Here is a 19,565-nt window from a genome sequence, read left to right as displayed (position 1 = left end):
ACACTCCTAATTTTCAACATTCTTATATTATTCTTTCATTAATAACTATAATAATTCATATATATCTCGAATTCAAGATATTAACTCATTATTGGGTGTTTCTATTTTTCTAACAGTATGTTACGCTTAGAAAGGAAATTTTATATTTTTCACTACTAGGGGTGCCTATGAGCGTAGGCTGAGAGAAAAGCGCGACAATGCTTTTTAACTCTTAAGGACCTGATCTGGTTTATACCAGCGGAGGGAAGTAGCTAATGCTGATGGCTAATTACCAGGTCCTACTTATCTTTGGGCCTGGTTTATTTTTATACAATTATTCACTTAGCTTTTTTTACGGTCCTATGCTATGCATCTTAAAACATCCTAGAAAAAAAGGGAGAGGTTTTATTTGAATAACAGAACTAGATTATTAACAACCATGGCAGTATTTGTTTCGATTGCAATTATTGGGTCTACTTATCTATGGTTCCCAGCAGGGATCGCTAAAGCATTTCCTGTACAACACGCCGTCAATGTCATGGCAGCAGTCATCCTTGGACCAATTCCTGCCGTGATCATCGCCTTTGTTACAGGGTTAATTAGAAACTTACTTGGATTGGGGTCACTACTCGCATTTCCAGGTGGTATGATTGGTGCTTTACTTGCCGGTTACCTTTACCGTTTCACGAAGAAAAAGACAATGGCAGTAACTGGCGAAATTATTGGTACAGGAGTAATCGCATCCTTATTAGCTGTTCCTTATGCAAACCTACTTATGGATACATCTTACGGCGCGCTTTTCTTTGTACCTGGATTTCTAGTAAGTAGTGTTACTGGGGCACTGATTGGTGTCTTCGTATTATCACGTATCGAGAGAACACAATTAGTTCCGAAAGAGCTACGTAGTTAATTTAAAAAGCACATTGGTCTGCTTAGACCAATGTGCTTTTTATTATTTTTTCACAACTGGAATCCAAATCTGCGTACGATATCCTGCAGAGTTGGGACTAATTTCTTGTGGTAGGTACACTTCCATTTCTGGTGTACCTGCATGTTGATAACCTGTAGCAGGAAACCATTCTGCATGTATTTTCTTTGTCATATCTTGAATTGCATCAGGCATGGCACCTGTTACATCAAATACAGCCCATGTTGATGAAGGGATCTCTTCCACCTCTAACCCTTGTGGTAAACCGTGCGCCCCTTTTTCTATACCAATGAAGTAAGTGAATGAATCTTGTTCTGGAGAGAAATGCATACAAATACCGAGCATACCAAAATCAATTGCTAAACCTTCGAGCAATTCTCCTGTACTACTATTGTTCATGTCGTTCCAAAACTCAGGGATAACTTTGAAGTTTTCTCCCCCTTTCATCGCTATTTCCTTTCATTAGGCTTAGGTTCCCTTCTGAGACCCTCCATAATCAATTCGAGCATCATAACCCACATTTGATTCCTTTTTCAGGTCCTCCACCATCATTTCGGGCATCACAACCCACATTTGGTTCCCTTTTCAGGTCCTCCACCATCATTTCGAGCACCATAACCCACATTTGGTTCCCTTTTCAGGTCCTCCACCATCATTTCGAGCATCATAACCCACATTTGGTTCCCTTTTCAGGTCCTCCACCATCATTTCGAGCATCATAACCCACATTTGATTCCCTTTTCAGGTCCTCCACCATCATTTCGGGCATCATAAACGACTTTCTATTTGAATATGGTTAACTACAACAGAGTCTATACAAAACATCCACAAAAAAACGCATGGATTAATACCTAAACCCATGCGTTAATAATCAATTATGCTTTATTAAATTCATCTGGATCAGCGAATGCGCGTTGATTCGTATCTAACTCATCAATCAGATCCATTTCTTCTTGTGTTAATTCAAAGTCAAACACATCTGCGTTTGAAATAATACGATGCTCTTTTGTTGATTTTGGAATCGTTACTACTCCACTTTGCAGATCCCAGCGAATAATCACTTGTGCTGTTGACTTTCCATGTATCTTTGCAATCTTCGTTAACGTAGGATCGTCTAAAAGTTGACCTTGTTTTAATGGCGACCAAGCTTCTAATTGAATCCCGTGTTCTTTACAAAATGCACGTAATGATTTTTGTGCAAAATTCGGATGAAATTCCACTTGGTTTACCATTGGCTTAATCTCAGCATCTTTGATTAGTTCTTCTAAGTGATGCTCTTTAAAGTTACTTACCCCAATAGCACGGATTTTTCCGTCTTTGTATAATTTCTCTAAAGCTCTCCATGTATCTTTAAATTTACCTTGTGCTGGCACCGGCCAGTGAATTAAATATAAATCTAAATAATCTAATTGTAATTTTTCTAAACTTGTTTCAAATGCCTGTAACGTCTCTTCATAACCATGATCACTATTCCAAACCTTTGAAGTAACAAATAGTTCGTCGCGAGGAACACCTGCTTCTTTAATCCCTTGCCCTACACCTTCTTCATTTTGGTAGATAGCAGCAGTATCGATACTTTTGTAGCCATTCTTAATCGCAGCTTTTACAGAATCAATCGCTTCCTGACCGTCTTCCACTTTAAAAACACCTAAACCTAACCACGGCATTTTTACGCCATTATGTAATGTCGTTGTATCTTGTAAATTCTTTGGCATAGCGAATTCCTCCTTATCGATTGCGTTCCTTATTATTTTTACACAATATAGCTCAAAATAAAAATGAGATGCTTATAAACTACTCACCTAAATGATGGCGAAGTTCTGTTAGAAACGCACAAAAAAAACCTCCTGTACAAGACAGGAGGCCAAGATATATTTCGCTACTTCGAATTCTTCGGATCAACAATCTTTTGTTCAACAGCCAACTTCTTCGCAATTTTCACTGCTCCCCATAATGTCGGTAGCATAATGATCGAAACGGGAACGGCTGTCACAACGATCGAGTTTTGTATTGCCGATATACTATTTTCACCAATCGCTAATAGCATAATCGACATTAATCCAAAAATGATAACCCAGAACACACGAATAATCTTCTTAGGTTTATCATCTCCTGTTAAGGAAACGGCAACCGTATAGGAAATCGAATCGACTGTTGTCGTTACGAAAACAAGTGTTACGAGTAGAAACCCAATTGCCAAGAAAAAGCCTAACGGCAACTGATCCATAATCGACATAACCGCAGCCGGCATACCACCTTCACTGAACGGCACCGAAATCGCGCCAGGTTTATCAAGTTCGATTTTAATTCCAGTACCACCAACAACGGTGAACCAAAAGTTTGTCACTAATGGCGCCACAATCGACACAGCAATAATCAATTCGCGAATTGTTCTGCCACGAGAAATTCTACCGATAAAGATTGCCATCATTGGTCCATAACCTAGGAACCAGCCCCAGAAGAAAACAGTCCACCAACCAAGCCAGTCTTGGTCCCCTTGGTATAGCGCCATCGTTAACATATTTTGAATATGGAAACCCTCGGCAGATACAAATTTATTTAAGATAAACATCGTAGGACCTAAGATTAGGATACATACCGCTAAAAACACGGTTAGTCCTACATTCATTCGGCTTAAAAACTGAATACCACGATCGACACCAGAAGCTACCGATATCGCAGCAATTACGATTAGTGCACTTACAATAACAATGTTCGTCACTAATGTATTAGGAATATCAAATAACCAATGCAGGCCATATCCTAATTGTAAGCCAAGAAAGCCTATCGGTCCCATTGTACCTGCAGCCACAGCCACAATCGATATAATATCAGCTATACTACCGACTACGCTTTTATGAAATATTTTTTCACCAAAGATCGGATATAAGAAAGCTCTTGGTTTCATTGGATATCCTTTATGATAATGAGCATACATAAGCACAATTGTTGCTAAAGTCCCTAATATTGCCCAGGCAAGAAATCCCCAATGGAAAAAGCTTTGTGCTAAGGCAGGTTCCACTCCGGCTAACGCGGATGAATTATCAGGAAATAATGGGGGGGTCGTAATGAAATGGGTCATTGGCTCCGATGCCGCCCAAAACACGCCTCCACTCGCAAGCAGTGTACACAAAATCATTGAAACCCAACGGTAGTAACCATTTTCCGGCTTGCTCTTCTGACCTAATCGCACTTTTCCGTACTTAGAAAAGGCTAATGCTAATCCAATCACAAAATTGGCTAAGAGCAACACTTCCCAATAGGCCCCAAAATATTTTGCTGAGAAGCTGAAGGATGTATTAATCCAGTTCTCCACCATGTCTAAGTCAATCATTGCTAAAATTACAAATGCTATAAGTAGTCCACCACTAATGAAAAACACTGTCTTATCGATCGTATTATTTGCTAAACTCTTTTTATCTTTCTGCACTTTATTCCTCCTATTTTTTAAAGAAGCAAGTGCCTACAATAACTTTCCCCATTCTCTCTATCTGACTAGTCATTGCAGAACTTTGATGGGAAATTTTTTAGTCCTATCTTTCTCAAAAATTCTTCACCTTAACAACCAGGTAATTGCTATAATCAAAGGAACTATAGCATCCATTTCAAGTCCGAACACCATCGGCTTGCTTTTCTTTTCGTGTTTACTATTCTGCTCTTTCTAATGAGAAAAGACCTTCATATGCCAACACATAGTTTTCAAGTATAGCGTTATGCCTTGCATCCGTCAAATAGAATATGCCTACACTTATTCTTATCAAATCGAAAAAAGTAATGCACAAAAGGACAGTAAAAAGTAAATTTTACTGTCCTTTACGGATCGCGTGTATTTTATAGTGGGTGTACTTTTCTCTTGGTACTTCTTTAATAAATGCACTCGGTTCTCCTAAAGAAATCATGAGCAGATCATGCATCGCCCTTGTGCACGCAGTATAAAATAGATTTTTCTCCAATTCTTTATGATAAACTTGGTCAGATGCATCATGAATAATAACAGCATCAAATTCAATACCTTTCGCTAAATAGGCCGGTATCACTAAGATACCTTGTTGAAAAGTATGTGTTTCTTCATCCATTAGTCGTACATCAAACTTGTGCTTCAACCTGTGATATACAACGTTGCTTTCAATCATCGTCTTACAGATAACAGCAATTGTCTGGTGACCCGCTGTTTGGAAGTCCGTGATCGCTGTTTCTATTTTATCATTGGCGATAGCTGTGTTTTCCACTTCCATCAACACCGGTTTTGCTCCATCTCTATTGAACGGCTCAATCAAATGACCATTTGGCATGAATGCTTTTGTAAATTCAACAATTGGTTTTGTCGACCGGTAACTTCTTGTTAATGTAATTCTTTCATGCTTTGTTTCGATATTTTCTGAAAGAAGCGTTTCTTCCTCTATTGCATGTGCGTAAATTGCTTGGTTTATATCACCTAATAGCGTCATTCGGCTACTCGGAAAAATCTTTTTCAAATAAGCAAACTGAAACGGAGAATAATCCTGCGCCTCATCAATAAATACATGTTGGATTGTACGATTGGCATTGAAGCCTAACAACATTTTTTGAAAATACAAGTAAGGTGTAGCATCTTCCCACGTTAAGTAATTTTTACTGATAAACTTCTCGGTTTGTTTACAGATCTCTTCCCATTTTTCCGGAAGGTCCAAGTGATCGACTTCTGTTGGCTTAAGTGTTGTAAACAGTTGTATATACGTCTTTTTTACATCGACAAAGTATTTGCGCTTCACTTTTTCTTTAAGTGGTCTAATTTTATCCGCAACAACCTTTTTTCGTAACAGATCTTCTTCTCTTACATGATCATCGAATGTATCTTCAGAAAATCGAGTCTCATCCTGTAATTCATTGTGAACCTCAAGGTAGTCAGACTTATCTAGTAATTCCATTTCTTCTATTACCCAATCTTCTTCCCTTTGTTCACGCTCTAATTCCGTTAGCTTTGTCAGTAACCATTTCGCTACTTCCTCCATACGAAGTGGAATTGACATCGTCTCTTCTAATGAATAAAAGTAGTCTTTGATTTGTTGTTTTGATATAAACATATCGCCTCTAAAACGAATGTTTCGGAAAATGACACCATCCTGTTCAAGGCTTGTTCCAAAATCGTCAATCATTTGTTTAAAATTTAAGCTTGCTTTGTAGCTCATCGCCTGTACTCTTGCTGCATAATTTTTACCAGCTTCACTTAAATAATATTCCATTTGCGCAAACGGCGTTTCTACTGTTAACTTATTACCAATTTGCGTATCTAAGTATTGAAACAATGTCGTTTGTTTCATATTTTCTTCACCAAGTTCTGGCAACACCTTGGCAACATAACTGTTAAACAATGGATTTGGAGAAAATAGGACGATGTTTTCGGATGACAACACTTCTCTGTATCGATATAACAAATAGGCGACACGTTGAAGTGCTGCTGATGTTTTCCCACTACCCGCAACACCTTGCACAATTAATAAATCACTTTTCTCATTTCGAATAATTTGATTTTGCTCTTGTTGAATGGTGGCAACGATGCTTTTCATTTTCGTATCTGCGGTATTACCAAGTACTGATTGCAAGAGATGGTCTCCAATCGTAAGCCCTGTGTCAAACATTCCCTTAATCACTGAATTTCGTATGATAAACTGTCGTTTTAACGTTATTTCTCCTTCAATCTCTTCATCGATCGTTTTGTATTTGGCTTCCCCGGGTGGATAATCATAATACAAGTTGGAGATCGGTGCCCGCCAGTCATAAATTAAAAAGTCATCATCCTGTTCGTCCATTAAAGAAGCAATGCCAATATATATAGATTCCGGCTTGTCATATCCTTTTTCCACAAAATCAATCCGTCCAAAGTAAGGCGAATCCTCTAGGCGTTGTAACGTGTCAATTTGCTTACTCATGTGACCATGGCTTCTTTCACGCTCAGATAAAAACTCCGCTTGTTGTTTCAAACTCGCTTGTGTTTCAATGATATCGTCTGGATCATCTAGATTAACCGTCACATCATCCCAGAAATCTTTCCGGATATCAATGACTTTTTCCTTTAGATCTCCAGCTTTATCCTTTAATTGTTCCATTTTATTTCTTATAACATGAATGACTTGATCTACTCTTTGTTTCTCGTCTTGCCAATCCTTTTCTTCACTCAAAACAACACCCCCAAATGTCAGGATCTCTCTAAGTTTCTATCATGTCGCAAATCAGAAAAAATTTGGCATCCGTTAAGGACAAGCCAAATGTCGTTTTCTCTGTTTATACTATTTTACCCTACAATATAACTAGAATCATACGCGCTTGTTTCATTTCCTTCAAGTAATATTATATCCTTTCCATTTACAAGGCAAAACAAACCGATTAGTCCTTTAATCCAAACGCTTTAGCTAGAAGTTGATAGCTTTTTACTTTCGCGTGAAAATCATGCATGATACTAGCTAGCATAAATTCATCTGTATTATATTCCTCACTTAACGTTTCAAGCTTGGCTTTCACCGTTTCTGGTGAACCAACTAACATTTTATTTCGATTTTCTCGAACGATCTGATGGTCGGTTGGGGTAAAAGGATATTTAATTGCTTGTTCAGGTGATAGAATTCCATCACTCTTTTCCCCTTTTGCCACTTGAAGAAACTGCACATCAATCGAAGTTGCAAGTTGTTCTGCTTCCTCATCCGTTTCTGCACAAACGAGGAAAAATGCGATCATTGATGCAGGTGTACGCTGCATTTCAGAAGGTTGAAAACTTTGTTTGTACCTCGATACGACAGAGCCACCATGTTGCCCACTAATAAAATGCGCAAAGGCATAAGAAATGCCATTGCTCGAAGCTAGCCCTGCACTGCCTCCACTCGAACCAAGTACCCATATCGTTGGTTTTGTATCAATGTCCGGCATTGCCTTTAACCCTCGAAAACGGTGGTTGGGATCTTGTGAGCCTGTTAGGTAATATATGAGGTCCTTTATTTGCTCCTCATATGTATCATGATAGGTATGTTTATGCTCTTGTAACGCATTTGTTGCTAGTGGAATGCCACCTGGTGCTCTCCCAACTCCAAGATCAATTCTTCCCGGATACAAGGCTTCTAATAACCGAAAGTTTTCCGCTACTTTATAGGCACTATAGTGTGGTAACATCACACCGCCTGAACCAACTCTAATCGTTGATGTATGGGAGGCTATATGCGGAATCAGGATTTCCGGGCTAGAATGCCCTAGTGTTTCCAGATGATGCTCCGACACCCAAAAACGATGATACCCTAATCTTTCTGCAATCTGAGCTAGTTTTGTTGTATTTTCAAGTTCTTCTTGCGCACTACTTCCCAATGGGATTGGCGTTTGATCTAGAATACTAAGTTTAAGCATAACCATTTCCCCCTCAATTTCATTACTAATAGAAAATGCGATGGATCAAAGCACTTTTGATACTCCCTAATTTCGGGAGGCAGGAAATAAGGTCTGTCATGACCGCATAGAAATCGAATGAGATTTTGTCGGCTAAGAGTTCCCTTATTTGATCAAAATGTAAGCTTATAAGATTTTATCGGTCACCAGAGCCGTTATTTGCCCTGATTGTATTGATTTCGATGGCATTTTGTTAAAATAGAGTACTGTATGACCGCTCGGATTCAAAATTGTTCAAAAACAGGAAAATAAGGTCTGTCATGACCGCTTGCGTTGTTTCCCCTAATTATCTCCGCGTTACATCGCAGTCTAAACGTTCAACACCAAGTAAAATGTATTCGCATTAACCTTTCATAGTAGGCTCTCTATAGTTTAGTATGAAAGTCCAGTAATCATGCACTTTTAGCTTGATTGATTTGTATTTTGAGAGGTCACTAAATTGGCATAAAAACCTCTACTCTGTAGTAATTCTGCATGGTTACCTTGTTCGATCACTTTTCCATGTTCAAGCACTAATATTTTATCTGCATGCTTAATTGTATTTAGTCGATGGGCGATAACAAAAGTCGTCCTTCCTTCCATAAGTTTCGAAAGAGCTTCGTTAATCTTGATTTCCGTAATGGTATCAATACTACTTGTTGCCTCATCCAAAATGAGAATCGAAGGATTGGCAAGCATCGCTCTAGCAATCGAGATCAACTGCCTTTGCCCTTGACTGATCGCCGAACCATTGGAATCCAACATCGTATCATAGCCTTGGTCTAGTTGTGTAATAAAAGTGTGTGCATTGGCAGATTTCGCCGCCGCTATAACCTCTTCATCTGTAGCTTCTAAACGGCCGTATCGAATATTTTCTTTAATCGTCGTATCAAACAAGAAAGAATCTTGTAGAACAATCCCCATCTGCTCTCTTAATTCATTTCTTGGGAACTCCCTAATATCTTTGTTATCTATATATATCGTTCCTTTTTCTACTTCGTAAAACCTAGATAGAAGGGAAATAATCGTCGTTTTCCCTGCACCAGTCGGACCAACTAATGCAACTACCTCCCCTGGCTTCGCGTGAAAAGATACATCTTCTAACGTATCTATACCTTGTTCATAGGAAAAGTAGACAGATGCAAATCGGACATCTCCGCTTAGTTTTTGTTGTAATGAATTAGGCGCATCATGTGCATCCTCTTTTGCTTCATCAATAATATCAAACACCCTTTCCGCCCCTGCTACAGCGGAAAGAATCGTGTTAAACTGGTTAGCTAAATCATTCAACGGTCTTGTAAATTGTCTGGCATAGGTGGTGAAAGCTACAATAATCCCAATCGTAACCCCTGTACCATTAAATGCAAGTAATGCACCAACCCCAACAATGATTGTAAAGCTTAGATTGTTTAGTGAGTTCATTAATTTCGGGATAAAACCTGAATATACCTGTGCCCAATATCCTGAATCTCTCAAACTTTGATTTCGTTCTTCAAATTTTCTTTCCACTCGCTCTTCTTGATTAAATAACTTTATAATGTGGTGTCCTGACAACGTTTCTTCTACATAACCATTTAATTCACCTAAGTCTTTTTGCTGCTTTTTAAAATATACATTTGTTCGTGATGTAATCCACTTCATACCCCAAAACATTAATGGAACAATTGTAAAGGTTAATACTGTTAACAAAGGACTTAATAGCAGCATAAATACGATTGTTCCAACAAGCGTTAACAAGCTTGTAGCAAGTTGAATAACCGACGTATTCAACGTCCGACTTACATTCTCAATATCATTCGTCAATCGACTCATTAATTCACCACTCTGTCTCTTTTGAAAAAACAAAAGTGGCAAACGTAATACATGATGAAACAAATCTTTTCTAATATGATAGACTGCTTGTTGCGCAACCGTAATCATCCAATAGTTTTGGAACCAAACCGTTACCGACTGTAGTAAAAAAACAACTACTAGTAAGCCTAAGAGAAGCAGTAACGTTTGTTGATCAACGCCTGCAAGTAACGTATCGACTGCCTTCCCTAACAAATATGGTCCAAGTAAAGATAATATAGAGCTAATAACCACTAAGATAATTACAATCACAAATAACTTTTTATAGTGACGCATATATTCCCAAATACGTCGAACGGTTCCTTGTATGTTACTAATATTCGGTTTTTTTAACTTTACTGGTTGATGACGTGAAGTAGCCTGATTTACATTTCGTTGTTTAGTATCTTTCATCGATAAGCCCTTCCTCATGTAATTGAGATTTGTAGATTTGCTTATAAAGCTTGTTATTGGTCAAAAGCTCTTGATGGCTCCCTGTTGCAACGATTTGGCCATGCTGCAGTAACATAATGTGATCTGCATCAATCACAGAACTAATCTTTTGCGCCACAATGATCGTCGTGCATTCCCTTTCTTTAATAGCCTTTAGTACATGTACTTCCGTATTTGCATCTAGTGCACTCGTACTATCATCTAATAAAAGAATAGCTGGGTTTGCAATGAGTGCTCTCGCAATCGAGATTCTTTGTTTTTGTCCACCTGATAGATTTACACCACGCTGCCCTACCTGTGTTTCATACTGATCTGTTAACGTCATAATAAAATCGTGGATATTTGCATCTTTAGCAGCTTTAACTATTTCGTCCATCGATGCCTGTTCATTTCCCCACGCTATATTCTCTCTAAGTGTTCCCGTAAATATATACCCTTCCTGTGGGACAAGGGTGATTTTATCACGAACACCTGGCCCCCATTCTTCTATCCATTGATCATCAATATAAACCTTTCCGTCACTTGTCGGGTATAGCCTCGGAATCAACTGTAGGAAAGTAGATTTACCTGATCCTGTTTCCCCTAAAACACCTACTGTTTCACCAGCTTTTACATGAAAAGACAACTGCCGTAATGTTTCTTTCGTTGCGTTAGGGTACGAAAAGGACACTTGATCAAAACGAATACTCCCGTTCATTTCTGCTTTCGCCTGCGGCTCCTGAACAGTAACGAAATCTTTCGCATCCGTTTCCAACACTTCATTAATACGTGATGCAGATGCTTTACCTCTAGAATACATCATTAATAAAAATCCAAATACACCAAACGATGCCATCATTCTTGTCGCATAGTTTAATATAGATACAATTTCACCTGGTTCGGCATCGCCAACACGTAGCTCTACGTACCCAAACCAAAGGAATAACACGATACCAACGTTCATTCCTAGCATCACGATTGGCATCGTTAGTTCCATAAATCGAAGAGCTGTTTTATTATCTTCCATTAGCTTACTATTTTCTTTCTTAAATCGCTTTTGTTCATGGTCATTCCGATTGAACGCCTTGACTAATTTTATGCCTAATAGATTTTCTCTAATCACATTATTTAATTTATCTAGGCGCTTTTGCACCCTTTGGAACATTCCAATTCCCTTTGTCATAATCCATAGCATGATAACTAATAGAACAGGGACAACAATAACAAGAATCGTAGCTAACTGAACATGAACAGTAAAGGACATGATCAACCCACCAATAATGAATAACGGAGCCCTGAGCATGATTCTCATAAACCCAAAGAGAAATCCCTGCACTTGTGTCACATCATTTGTTATTCGCGTTAATAGAGAAGAAGCAGTAAACGTTTGCATTTGTAACGTTGAAAACTCCTGCGTTCTCTGGAACAAGTCCTTTCTTATGTCGTGCCCAACTCCTTGACTCACTCTGGCCGCAAAATAGGAACTCGTGATTCCAGCAGCAAAAGCCACTAATGTTAATCCTAGCAATATAGCTAGCCAGAAGATAATTGTAGAGGAATCCTGACCTTCAATCCCTTGATCGACAATGATACCCATAATAATAGGTTGAATCAGTTCTACAGCTAGTTCCACTCCCATAAGCAATAGGGCAACAGCCATTGATAGTTTGTATGGTGAAACGTAACGAAATATTTTCCTCATGCTCTCCCCCCGTTTTATACTTTCATATGTATATTTATATTATATAGGAAAAGCCCCTCTACATTCTAACTTCATGACTCCCCTAAAACACGAACGTTATTGTCATAAAATCTAACAAACATAAACTTTTAGGAATTTTTTTTGTAAAAAGTTTGTAAATGGACTAGCCATAATTCGTTAAATAGTGCATAATGAAAATTGTTAAGACACAAACACAACCTAAGGGGGATAATTAACAAATGAAGAAAAAGCTTTTATCAATCATTTTTGCAGCAATTGCAGTACTATTTATTGCTGGGTGTGGAGAAGACGACACACTAGTAATGGGGTTTGTACCATCTCAAGATTCTGATGAAATAGCAGATACAGTAGCACCTTTAGCTGAAAAGCTTTCTGAAGAGCTAGGCAGAGAAGTAGAAGGTAAAGTAATGACTAACTATACTGCACTTGTTGAAGCAATGGGAACAAATGAAGTTCAAATTGGTTTTATCCCTGCTTTCGGATATGTGCTAGCTAGTCAAGAACATGACGTAGAAGTACTTCTTAAATCCGAGCGTTTTGGTAGTGGATCTTATGTTGCACAATATATTGTTCGTGCTGATTCAGGAATTGAATCTTTAGAAGATCTTGAAGGAAAAACATGGGCTTATGGTGATCCAACTTCTACTAGTGGATACTTATTCCCAGCTGCACAAATCATGGATGAGTTTGGTGTAGAAGATCCATCAACAGAATTCTTTGGTAATACTGTTCAATCTGGTGGACATGATCAATCTGCAATTGCTGTTTTAGAAGGCGAAGCGGATGTAGCAACAACATTTGATGACGTAAGAACTGGACTTGAAGAAGATTACCCTGAAATCATGGAAGAAACAAAGATCTTAGGTTATACGGATGAAATTCCAAATGACACAATTTCTGTAACAAAAGAGCTAGATGATGAGCTTGTTGCTGAAATCAAAGAAGTATTTTTAAGCTTTAATGATGATGAAGAAATGATCAAAATCATGAATGACGTTTATAACTGGGATAAGATAATTGAAGCAACCGACAGTGAATACGATATCGTTCGTGACACATATAGCAAGTTTAGTGATCTATCAATTGATGACTTGTAAAATTTAATGTTTTTTAATATTCTTGTCAGGAGAGAAGCTATCTTCTCTCCTGTTTTACCGTATATGCTAGTAGATCTTTAAGGTTTTACTCGTTTCTTAGAAAAAGATATTAGCAACTTTGAAGACGACATCATTGTTATTATGGAGGGAAATCATGATTGAATTTAAAAATTTGTCGCTAACGTATCCAAATGGAACAAAGGGACTTAAAAATATAAATATTAAAATTAATGAAGGCGAATTTGTCGTGATCGTTGGTTTATCTGGTGCAGGTAAATCTACATTCATTAGAAGTATCAATAGACTTGTAACACCAACAGAAGGCGAATTAGTTGTTGATGGAGAGAACATTCTGAATCATAATGGCAAATCACTACGAGAACTTCGCAAAAAAGTTGGTATGATCTTTCAGAGCTATAACCTTGTAAAACGTTCCACTGTTTTGAAGAATGTTATTTCTGGTAGATTAGGTTATACAGGAACACTAAAAAGTATCTTTAATATGTTTCCTAAGGAAGACATGGAGTTAGCATACGAAAATTTAAAGCGTGTAAATATAGAAGAAAAACTATACAACCGTGCAGATGAATTAAGTGGTGGACAACAACAACGTGTAAGTATTGCTCGCGTATTAACACAAAAGCCGAAAGTTATTTTGGCGGACGAGCCTGTTGCAAGTTTGGACCCTCCAACATCACACCAAGTGATGAAATATTTAAAACAAATTAATCAAGAAGATAACATTACGACTATTGTTAACCTTCATTTTATTGATATGGCGATGGAATATGCAGATCGTATTATCGGCATGAGAGCTGGTGAAGTTGTCTATGACGGTCCTGCCTCCGAAGTAACAGAACAAACATTTGAAGAGATTTATGGTCGTGCGATCCGCGAGGAAGATATGCGGGGAGGCGAGGAAAATGAATAAACCTGATTTCGTACCTAGTAGTCTTTATCCAGCAAAGACTAAGCGTACGTTAACACTATCTTTTATAGCGGTATTGGGTTTCTATTTAATTAGTTCCATAACAACTGAATCATTTATCATAAATTTCTTTTTAAAGATTGGTAATATTACCGAACTGGTTGGTCGTTTCTTCCCACCTGATTGGAGTTATATCACGGTTATTTATCCAAAGTTGTTTGAAACCATTCATATGGCTGTTATTGCTACGACCGTAGCAGTTATTATTAGTATCCCTTTTAGTCTTTTAGCCGCTAATAATATTACGACTAACAAATGGTTATATAACGTGATGCGTTTTATCCTTAACATTATTCGTACGATTCCAGATATCGTTTTAGCAGTAGTATTTGTTGCATTATTCGGGATTGGTGCTTTTTCAGGGATTATTGCACTTATTGTATTTGCAATTGGGATTTTAGTAAAACTAATGAGTGAAATCATTGAAGCAATTGATATGAGCCCATCCGAAGCGATTAAAGCGTCTGGAGGTAATACCATTCAGACCATTTGGTATGCGGTAGTTCCACAAATATTACCACAGTTTATCTCGTTTAGTTTGTATGTATTTGAAATTAATATTCGAGCATCTGTTGTACTAGGTTTAGTTGGTGCTGGTGGTATCGGTCAATTAATCAACCAAAGAATAAACTTTTTAGATTACCAAGCTGTATCAACGACTGTTTTAGTAATATTCGCAGTTGTAGTTGTCATTGATTGGATCAGCGGTAAATTAAGGGAGGGACTAGTATAATGAGTAATCGCATTCCTCCTAAACCTAAGAGTCCTGCTAAAGTCGTTAAAAGAATCATTATCGCTATAGCAGTAATCGCATTGTATGTTTGGACAATCACTAGTGTTAATATTGATTGGGGCAAAATTTTCAGTCAGCGCACAATTGATAACTTTGATCGTATTATTCCGAAGTTTTTCGATCCTGCATTTGGAGAAACTGGAGAAATACTAATAAAAATGGTTGAAACCATATTCATTGCCTATACAGGTTCTTTAGCGGCAGCTATTATTGCTATTCCACTTGCCTTTTTATGTGCAACAAATATGGTTCGAAATAAGTTTCTGAATACAATAGGCATGTGGATTCTCGGAGCTGTTCGTGCTTTTCCTGAAATCATTCTGGCGATTATTTTCGTTGCTGCAGTTGGACCAAACCCGTTTGCCGGTGTACTTGCGATTGCAATTGGATCCACCGGGATGTTAGGTAAACTATACTCTGAAGTTATTGAAGGCATTGATATGCATATTATTGAAGCGATGGAAGCAAGTGGTGCGAATAAACTACAGATTTTATTCTATGGTATTATGCCACAAGTTCTTCCTGAGTTTCTATCTTATGCAATCTACCGTTTTGAAATTGACGTGCGTGCATCGTCTGTACTTGGTATCGTAGGTGCTGGTGGTATTGGTACGTTAATCCACTTTGCTTATTCAAACCGTAACTGGGATGAAGTTGGTATGATTTTACTTGTAATTATCGTTACTGTAACAATCATTGACCAAATCTCTAGTTTTATCCGCAGACGTCTGGTATAAGGATTATGATGAAAACTACTCTCTTATTGAGGGTAGTTTTTTTATTGTGCTTTTTCTATCAATATATTGTTTATGACTAATTTTGTATAAAGTGTGATGTAACACAAGATAATGCGGGAATACAACACAAGCGGATATGAGATCCCTTATTTTCCTGTTTTTAACCAACTTTTAGTCTGAGCGGTCATACAGTACGCTATTTTAACAAAATGCCATCGAAATCAATGCAATTAGGGCATATAACGGATCTGGTGACCGCGAAAATTTGGTAATCATGGATTTCAGGCAAATAAGGTCTCTCATAGCCGCCAAGATTTCTGAGCGGCTATGAGAGACCTTATTTGCCTATTTTAGGCCAATTTAAAATCTAAGCGGCTATACAGTACGCTATTTTAGCAAAATGCCCACGTAATCATTGAAGTTAGCGCAAATAACGGATCTGGTAGCCGCTAAAATAATATAAACGAAGATTTCGGACAAATAACGGATCTCATAGCCGCCAAAGTCGACCATAGACTTCCGGCTTCTATAGTTACTTCGCATTTTATTTCAAATCCGACATTTCTTATAAAGCTTTAGACTCCTCAATTTCATTATCCCCATAGCAAATTACTTCCTATATAAACAGAAATGCGTTACCATAATTACTTAGACTTACGAAATACTTTGAAAGAAGGGCTTTGTTATCAACGAAGAAAAGAACATTCGGAAAAACTTATGGATTATGTGGTTCGCGAACTTTTTTATTGCAGGTAGCATTACGATGGTGCTACCCTTTTTATCCCTATACATTGAGACACTTGGCGATTTTTCTGATACTTACGTACAACGATGGTCAGGATTAACCTTTGGGGTAACATTTGTGACAGCTTTTATCTTCTCCCCTATTTGGGGCAAAATTGGGGATCGTTATGGGAGAAAGTATATCCTTGTTTTTGCAGCTTTCGGCTTAGGCATATCTGTTATTTTAATGGGGTTCGTCACCTCTGTTTGGCAATTATTTATGTTACGGCTATTTATGGGTGTGTTTACTGGATTCATATCCATGTCCCAAGCTTTAATCTCGACACAAACACCAAAGCATATGGCTGGTCAAGTACTAGGTACTTTACAAACTGGTAGTGTTACAGGTTCTTTAATGGGACCACTTTTAGGCGGAGTATTAGCAGATGCAATTGGCTATGAAACTACATTTATGTCAATTTCCATTATCCTATTTCTATCTGCGTTTCTAGTGCATATTGGTATTAATGAGCAAAAAATTAAAGTAGAGAAAGGGGCAAAGGCTAGTTATTCAAGTAAAGAAGTAATCATGCACATTGTCGGTAATCCTATGCTACTCGTTGTGATGCTTGTATCGATGTTTATTCAAATTGCTCATTTTAGCATTCAGCCTATTCTATCTTTATATGTTGGAGATCTACACGGCCCGGCCAACCTTGCATTATTTTCAGGTATTGCTTTTTCTGCAGCTGGTTTAGGTAATCTAATGATGGCGCGGAACTGGGGTAAGATTGCAGATAAAGTTGGTTATATAAAAATTTTAACCTTGTTACTTATTTTAGCGGCTGTGTTCTATTTCCCTGGTGCTTTTGTTACGAATATCTGGCAGCTTGTCGCCTTAAGATTTTTACTTGGTGTCTCCATTGGCGGAATTATACCCGTACGTGTGGCATATATTCGCCAGGAAGCCCCACTCGCTATGCAAGGAGAAGTACTTGGATACAACACGAGCATCCGCTTTTTTGGAAACATAATTGGGCCGGTCTTAGGCGGAGTGCTCGCAGGATATTACGGGATCTCCTCTGTATTTATCGTCACAAGTATCTTGCTTCTTGGTTGTGGGTTGACGCTATTGGCAATGAATCAGCGACATCCACAGGTAGTGAAACAAACGTCAGAGTCGGTGTAATTTAATATTTACATCAAAAAAAGCATGCGAATTTTATACGCATGCTTTTTTCTAATTAACTAAACAAATTACTTATTCCTTCAAATAAATCTTTAAAGAATTGTTGTACATTTTGCCAAAATCCTGTATCTCCTGTAACTTCTTCGATCTTCCCTTTTATATCTGCTGCAATGTCTTCTAACTGTGTTTGTACATTGGAAAAGTCAATATCAATCGCTCGCATTTTTTCAAACAGATCCGTTAGCATTTGAATATCTTCTTCACTAAGCTGGATGTTTAGATTTTCTAATTGTTGTTGAACGATTTGCTCTACATCTTCCCTTGTGGCAGGGTTTTGTTCAGAAATGGCCTTTTTGATTTCAGTCAAAAGTTCACTAACCTTTTCTTGGTCCATTCCCTCTTCATCCGCAAGGTCTGTCGCAACGACTAGTTCATCATTCGCCACTTCCATTCTGTCTTTATCCAACGCTTCCCCATCCACGTTATACGCCTTATAGATTCCTGTTAGAGCTGAATGGCCAGATACTTTTAGAGGTGAAGCAACTTCAACAAGTGCATTCTCAATCCCAGCTGTAAGCAGTGCGTTCGCATACATCTCACTGGTAACCTGCGTAATATTCTCAGGGTTTACCACATCTACTACAATTCCACCCTCATCTTTACGTGTGATTTTAGCAGAGGAATACATGTTTGAATCCGGATCTCCATTAATAAAGTTAACCAAGTCTTCCGCAGTAACAATATATTCATTTACCATTTCGGGATCATCAACACCCAATAACTCTCTTACTTTATCCTTTTGCTCATCCGATAATGCTTCACCTAAAACTAGTTTTGGTAATCCATACTTCTCATCAATGGCACCACCATTATTATCGTCAGCTGCTTGTACACTACTTCCAAAAGAAAATGCCAACAACAAGACTAGTAACATAGGCAATAATTTATTTAACCGCATAGTCATGCTCCTTTTTTATTCATATATTCATTCATGATGTCTGATATTATTATAGTATATTCCGACTCCATAGTAATATTTTAACAGAAATAAGAAAAGGGTATATTTGACTACAACGGAAACGTACTAGCCTATCTTTAATCTATTTGCATAGTCTAATAGGAACAAATTAGAAGCATTCTACTTCAACCTTTACATAATAAGGAATACACATACATTCTCCGTCACGACCTATTAATAGTAATGTCATACCATACTCACATTGGCTATTAATCAATTGTCTTTCTGCAATCCAACCAAAAGATAAACCTTTTACATCAAACAATAAACGGCTTTTGTCTTTTTGATTCGTTAAAAATAATCGTAGTCCACCCTCATCACAAGTATGCCCAACTTTTTCCACATCGATAACGATCGTTACGTGTTTATCAGCATTTTCTTTTGTTTGATGGAATACTTCCTTAACTAAATGATTGATTTGTTCTTCTTTCGTATCACCAGGAACGAATAAAAACTCCGCATCGTTCACCTTTTGTTGCTTTGCTTTTGTTTTCCACTCAAGAAACTGGGATATCTCTAAGCCATGTTGATTTAAGTAAGCAAATGTTGTTTTACTATCTAATAGGTGCAGGGCGACACTAGCAATGCTTTTTGGCATGCCTAATTTCTGTAATATGTCTATTGTTAGATAAGGCTGAAATTGATTTGATACTTTCACCACTTCCATGCCGTTCACATTATAAGGAGCCTTGCTATAGATCGGAAAAGCTTTGTTCGAATATATCAATGAATCTCCTCCTAA

The 19,565-nt window shown here is 37.8% G+C and carries 15 protein-coding genes and 1 riboswitch; of the genes, 6 read left to right on the top strand and 9 right to left on the bottom strand.

All coding sequences use genetic code 11. The features are described 5' to 3' along the window. Positions 1 to 147 precede the first annotated feature (147 nt). Positions 148 to 263: riboswitch (TPP riboswitch) on the top strand. A gap of 125 nt (positions 264 to 388) precedes the next feature. Then, a complete protein-coding gene (gene thiW, locus NYQ66_RS20680) occupies positions 389 to 889 on the top strand; it encodes an energy coupling factor transporter S component ThiW (RefSeq protein ID WP_259872289.1) in 501 nt (166 codons plus the stop codon). 42 nt (positions 890 to 931) lie between these two features. Here the strand turns inward: thiW and NYQ66_RS20675 are convergent, their stop codons facing one another. From NYQ66_RS20675 to NYQ66_RS20645, 7 genes are all read right to left on the bottom strand, one after another. Next, the gene (locus tag NYQ66_RS20675; RefSeq protein ID WP_259872288.1) at positions 932 to 1,354 is read right to left on the bottom strand and encodes a GyrI-like domain-containing protein; all 423 of its coding nucleotides are present in this window, start codon (positions 1,352 to 1,354) and stop codon (positions 932 to 934) included. Positions 1,355 to 1,782: 428 nt separating this feature from the next. Then, entirely contained in the window at positions 1,783 to 2,622 is an 840-nt protein-coding gene (locus NYQ66_RS20670) for an aldo/keto reductase (protein WP_259872287.1), read from the bottom strand. Between the two features lie 164 nt (positions 2,623 to 2,786). After that, positions 2,787 to 4,337 (bottom strand): BCCT family transporter, encoded by a 1,551-nt coding sequence (locus NYQ66_RS20665; protein WP_259872286.1) that lies wholly within the window; start codon positions 4,335 to 4,337, stop codon positions 2,787 to 2,789. Between the two features lie 373 nt (positions 4,338 to 4,710). Then, the gene (gene helD / locus NYQ66_RS20660; protein WP_259872285.1) at positions 4,711 to 7,065 is read right to left on the bottom strand and encodes an RNA polymerase recycling motor HelD; all 2,355 of its coding nucleotides are present in this window, start codon (positions 7,063 to 7,065) and stop codon (positions 4,711 to 4,713) included. A gap of 205 nt (positions 7,066 to 7,270) precedes the next feature. Beyond that, positions 7,271 to 8,275, bottom strand: a complete 1,005-nt coding sequence (locus NYQ66_RS20655; protein WP_259872284.1) for an LLM class flavin-dependent oxidoreductase — start codon at positions 8,273 to 8,275, stop codon at positions 7,271 to 7,273. 441 nt (positions 8,276 to 8,716) lie between these two features. Beyond that, positions 8,717 to 10,537, bottom strand: coding sequence for an ABC transporter ATP-binding protein (locus NYQ66_RS20650; protein WP_259872283.1), 1,821 nt, complete (start codon positions 10,535 to 10,537; stop codon positions 8,717 to 8,719). After that, positions 10,524 to 12,257 (bottom strand): ABC transporter ATP-binding protein, encoded by a 1,734-nt coding sequence (locus NYQ66_RS20645; protein ID WP_259872282.1) that lies wholly within the window; start codon positions 12,255 to 12,257, stop codon positions 10,524 to 10,526. The genes NYQ66_RS20650 and NYQ66_RS20645 overlap by 14 nt, the downstream gene beginning before the upstream one ends. A gap of 239 nt (positions 12,258 to 12,496) precedes the next feature. Between NYQ66_RS20645 and NYQ66_RS20640 the strand changes: the two genes are divergently transcribed. The 5 genes from NYQ66_RS20640 to NYQ66_RS20620 all read left to right on the top strand — a co-directional run bounded on the left by NYQ66_RS20640 (position 12,497) and on the right by NYQ66_RS20620 (position 17,805). Continuing rightward, a complete protein-coding gene (locus NYQ66_RS20640) occupies positions 12,497 to 13,375 on the top strand; it encodes a phosphate/phosphite/phosphonate ABC transporter substrate-binding protein (RefSeq protein ID WP_259872281.1) in 879 nt (292 codons plus the stop codon). Positions 13,376 to 13,529: 154 nt separating this feature from the next. After that, on the top strand, positions 13,530 to 14,306 hold the full coding sequence (gene phnC / locus NYQ66_RS20635; protein ID WP_259872279.1) for a phosphonate ABC transporter ATP-binding protein: 777 nt from the start codon (positions 13,530 to 13,532) through the stop codon (positions 14,304 to 14,306). Then, positions 14,299 to 15,096, top strand: coding sequence for a phosphonate ABC transporter, permease protein PhnE (gene phnE, locus NYQ66_RS20630; RefSeq protein ID WP_259872278.1), 798 nt, complete (start codon positions 14,299 to 14,301; stop codon positions 15,094 to 15,096). The genes phnC and phnE (NYQ66_RS20630) overlap by 8 nt, the downstream gene beginning before the upstream one ends. Continuing rightward, complete coding sequence (gene phnE / locus NYQ66_RS20625) at positions 15,096 to 15,893, top strand: phosphonate ABC transporter, permease protein PhnE (protein ID WP_259872277.1); 798 nt, start codon at positions 15,096 to 15,098, stop codon at positions 15,891 to 15,893. The genes phnE (NYQ66_RS20630) and phnE (NYQ66_RS20625) overlap by 1 nt, the downstream gene beginning before the upstream one ends. A gap of 724 nt (positions 15,894 to 16,617) precedes the next feature. Continuing rightward, positions 16,618 to 17,805: an MFS transporter gene (locus tag NYQ66_RS20620; protein WP_259872276.1), complete on the top strand. Its 1,188-nt coding sequence runs from the start codon at positions 16,618 to 16,620 to the stop codon at positions 17,803 to 17,805. 55 nt (positions 17,806 to 17,860) lie between these two features. Here the strand turns inward: NYQ66_RS20620 and NYQ66_RS20615 are convergent, their stop codons facing one another. Continuing rightward, complete coding sequence (locus tag NYQ66_RS20615) at positions 17,861 to 18,769, bottom strand: DUF1002 domain-containing protein (protein WP_407652131.1); 909 nt, start codon at positions 18,767 to 18,769, stop codon at positions 17,861 to 17,863. A gap of 163 nt (positions 18,770 to 18,932) precedes the next feature. Continuing rightward, on the bottom strand, positions 18,933 to 19,550 hold the full coding sequence (locus NYQ66_RS20610) for a phosphonate C-P lyase system protein PhnH (RefSeq protein WP_259872274.1): 618 nt from the start codon (positions 19,548 to 19,550) through the stop codon (positions 18,933 to 18,935). Positions 19,551 to 19,565: the final 15 nt, after the last annotated feature.

This window comes from Aquibacillus koreensis (assembly GCF_025154055.1).
Taxonomy (GTDB): Bacteria; Bacillota; Bacilli; order Bacillales; family Amphibacillaceae; genus Aquibacillus_C; species Aquibacillus_C koreensis.
This window is presented reverse-complemented; position numbering and strand designations above follow the sequence as displayed.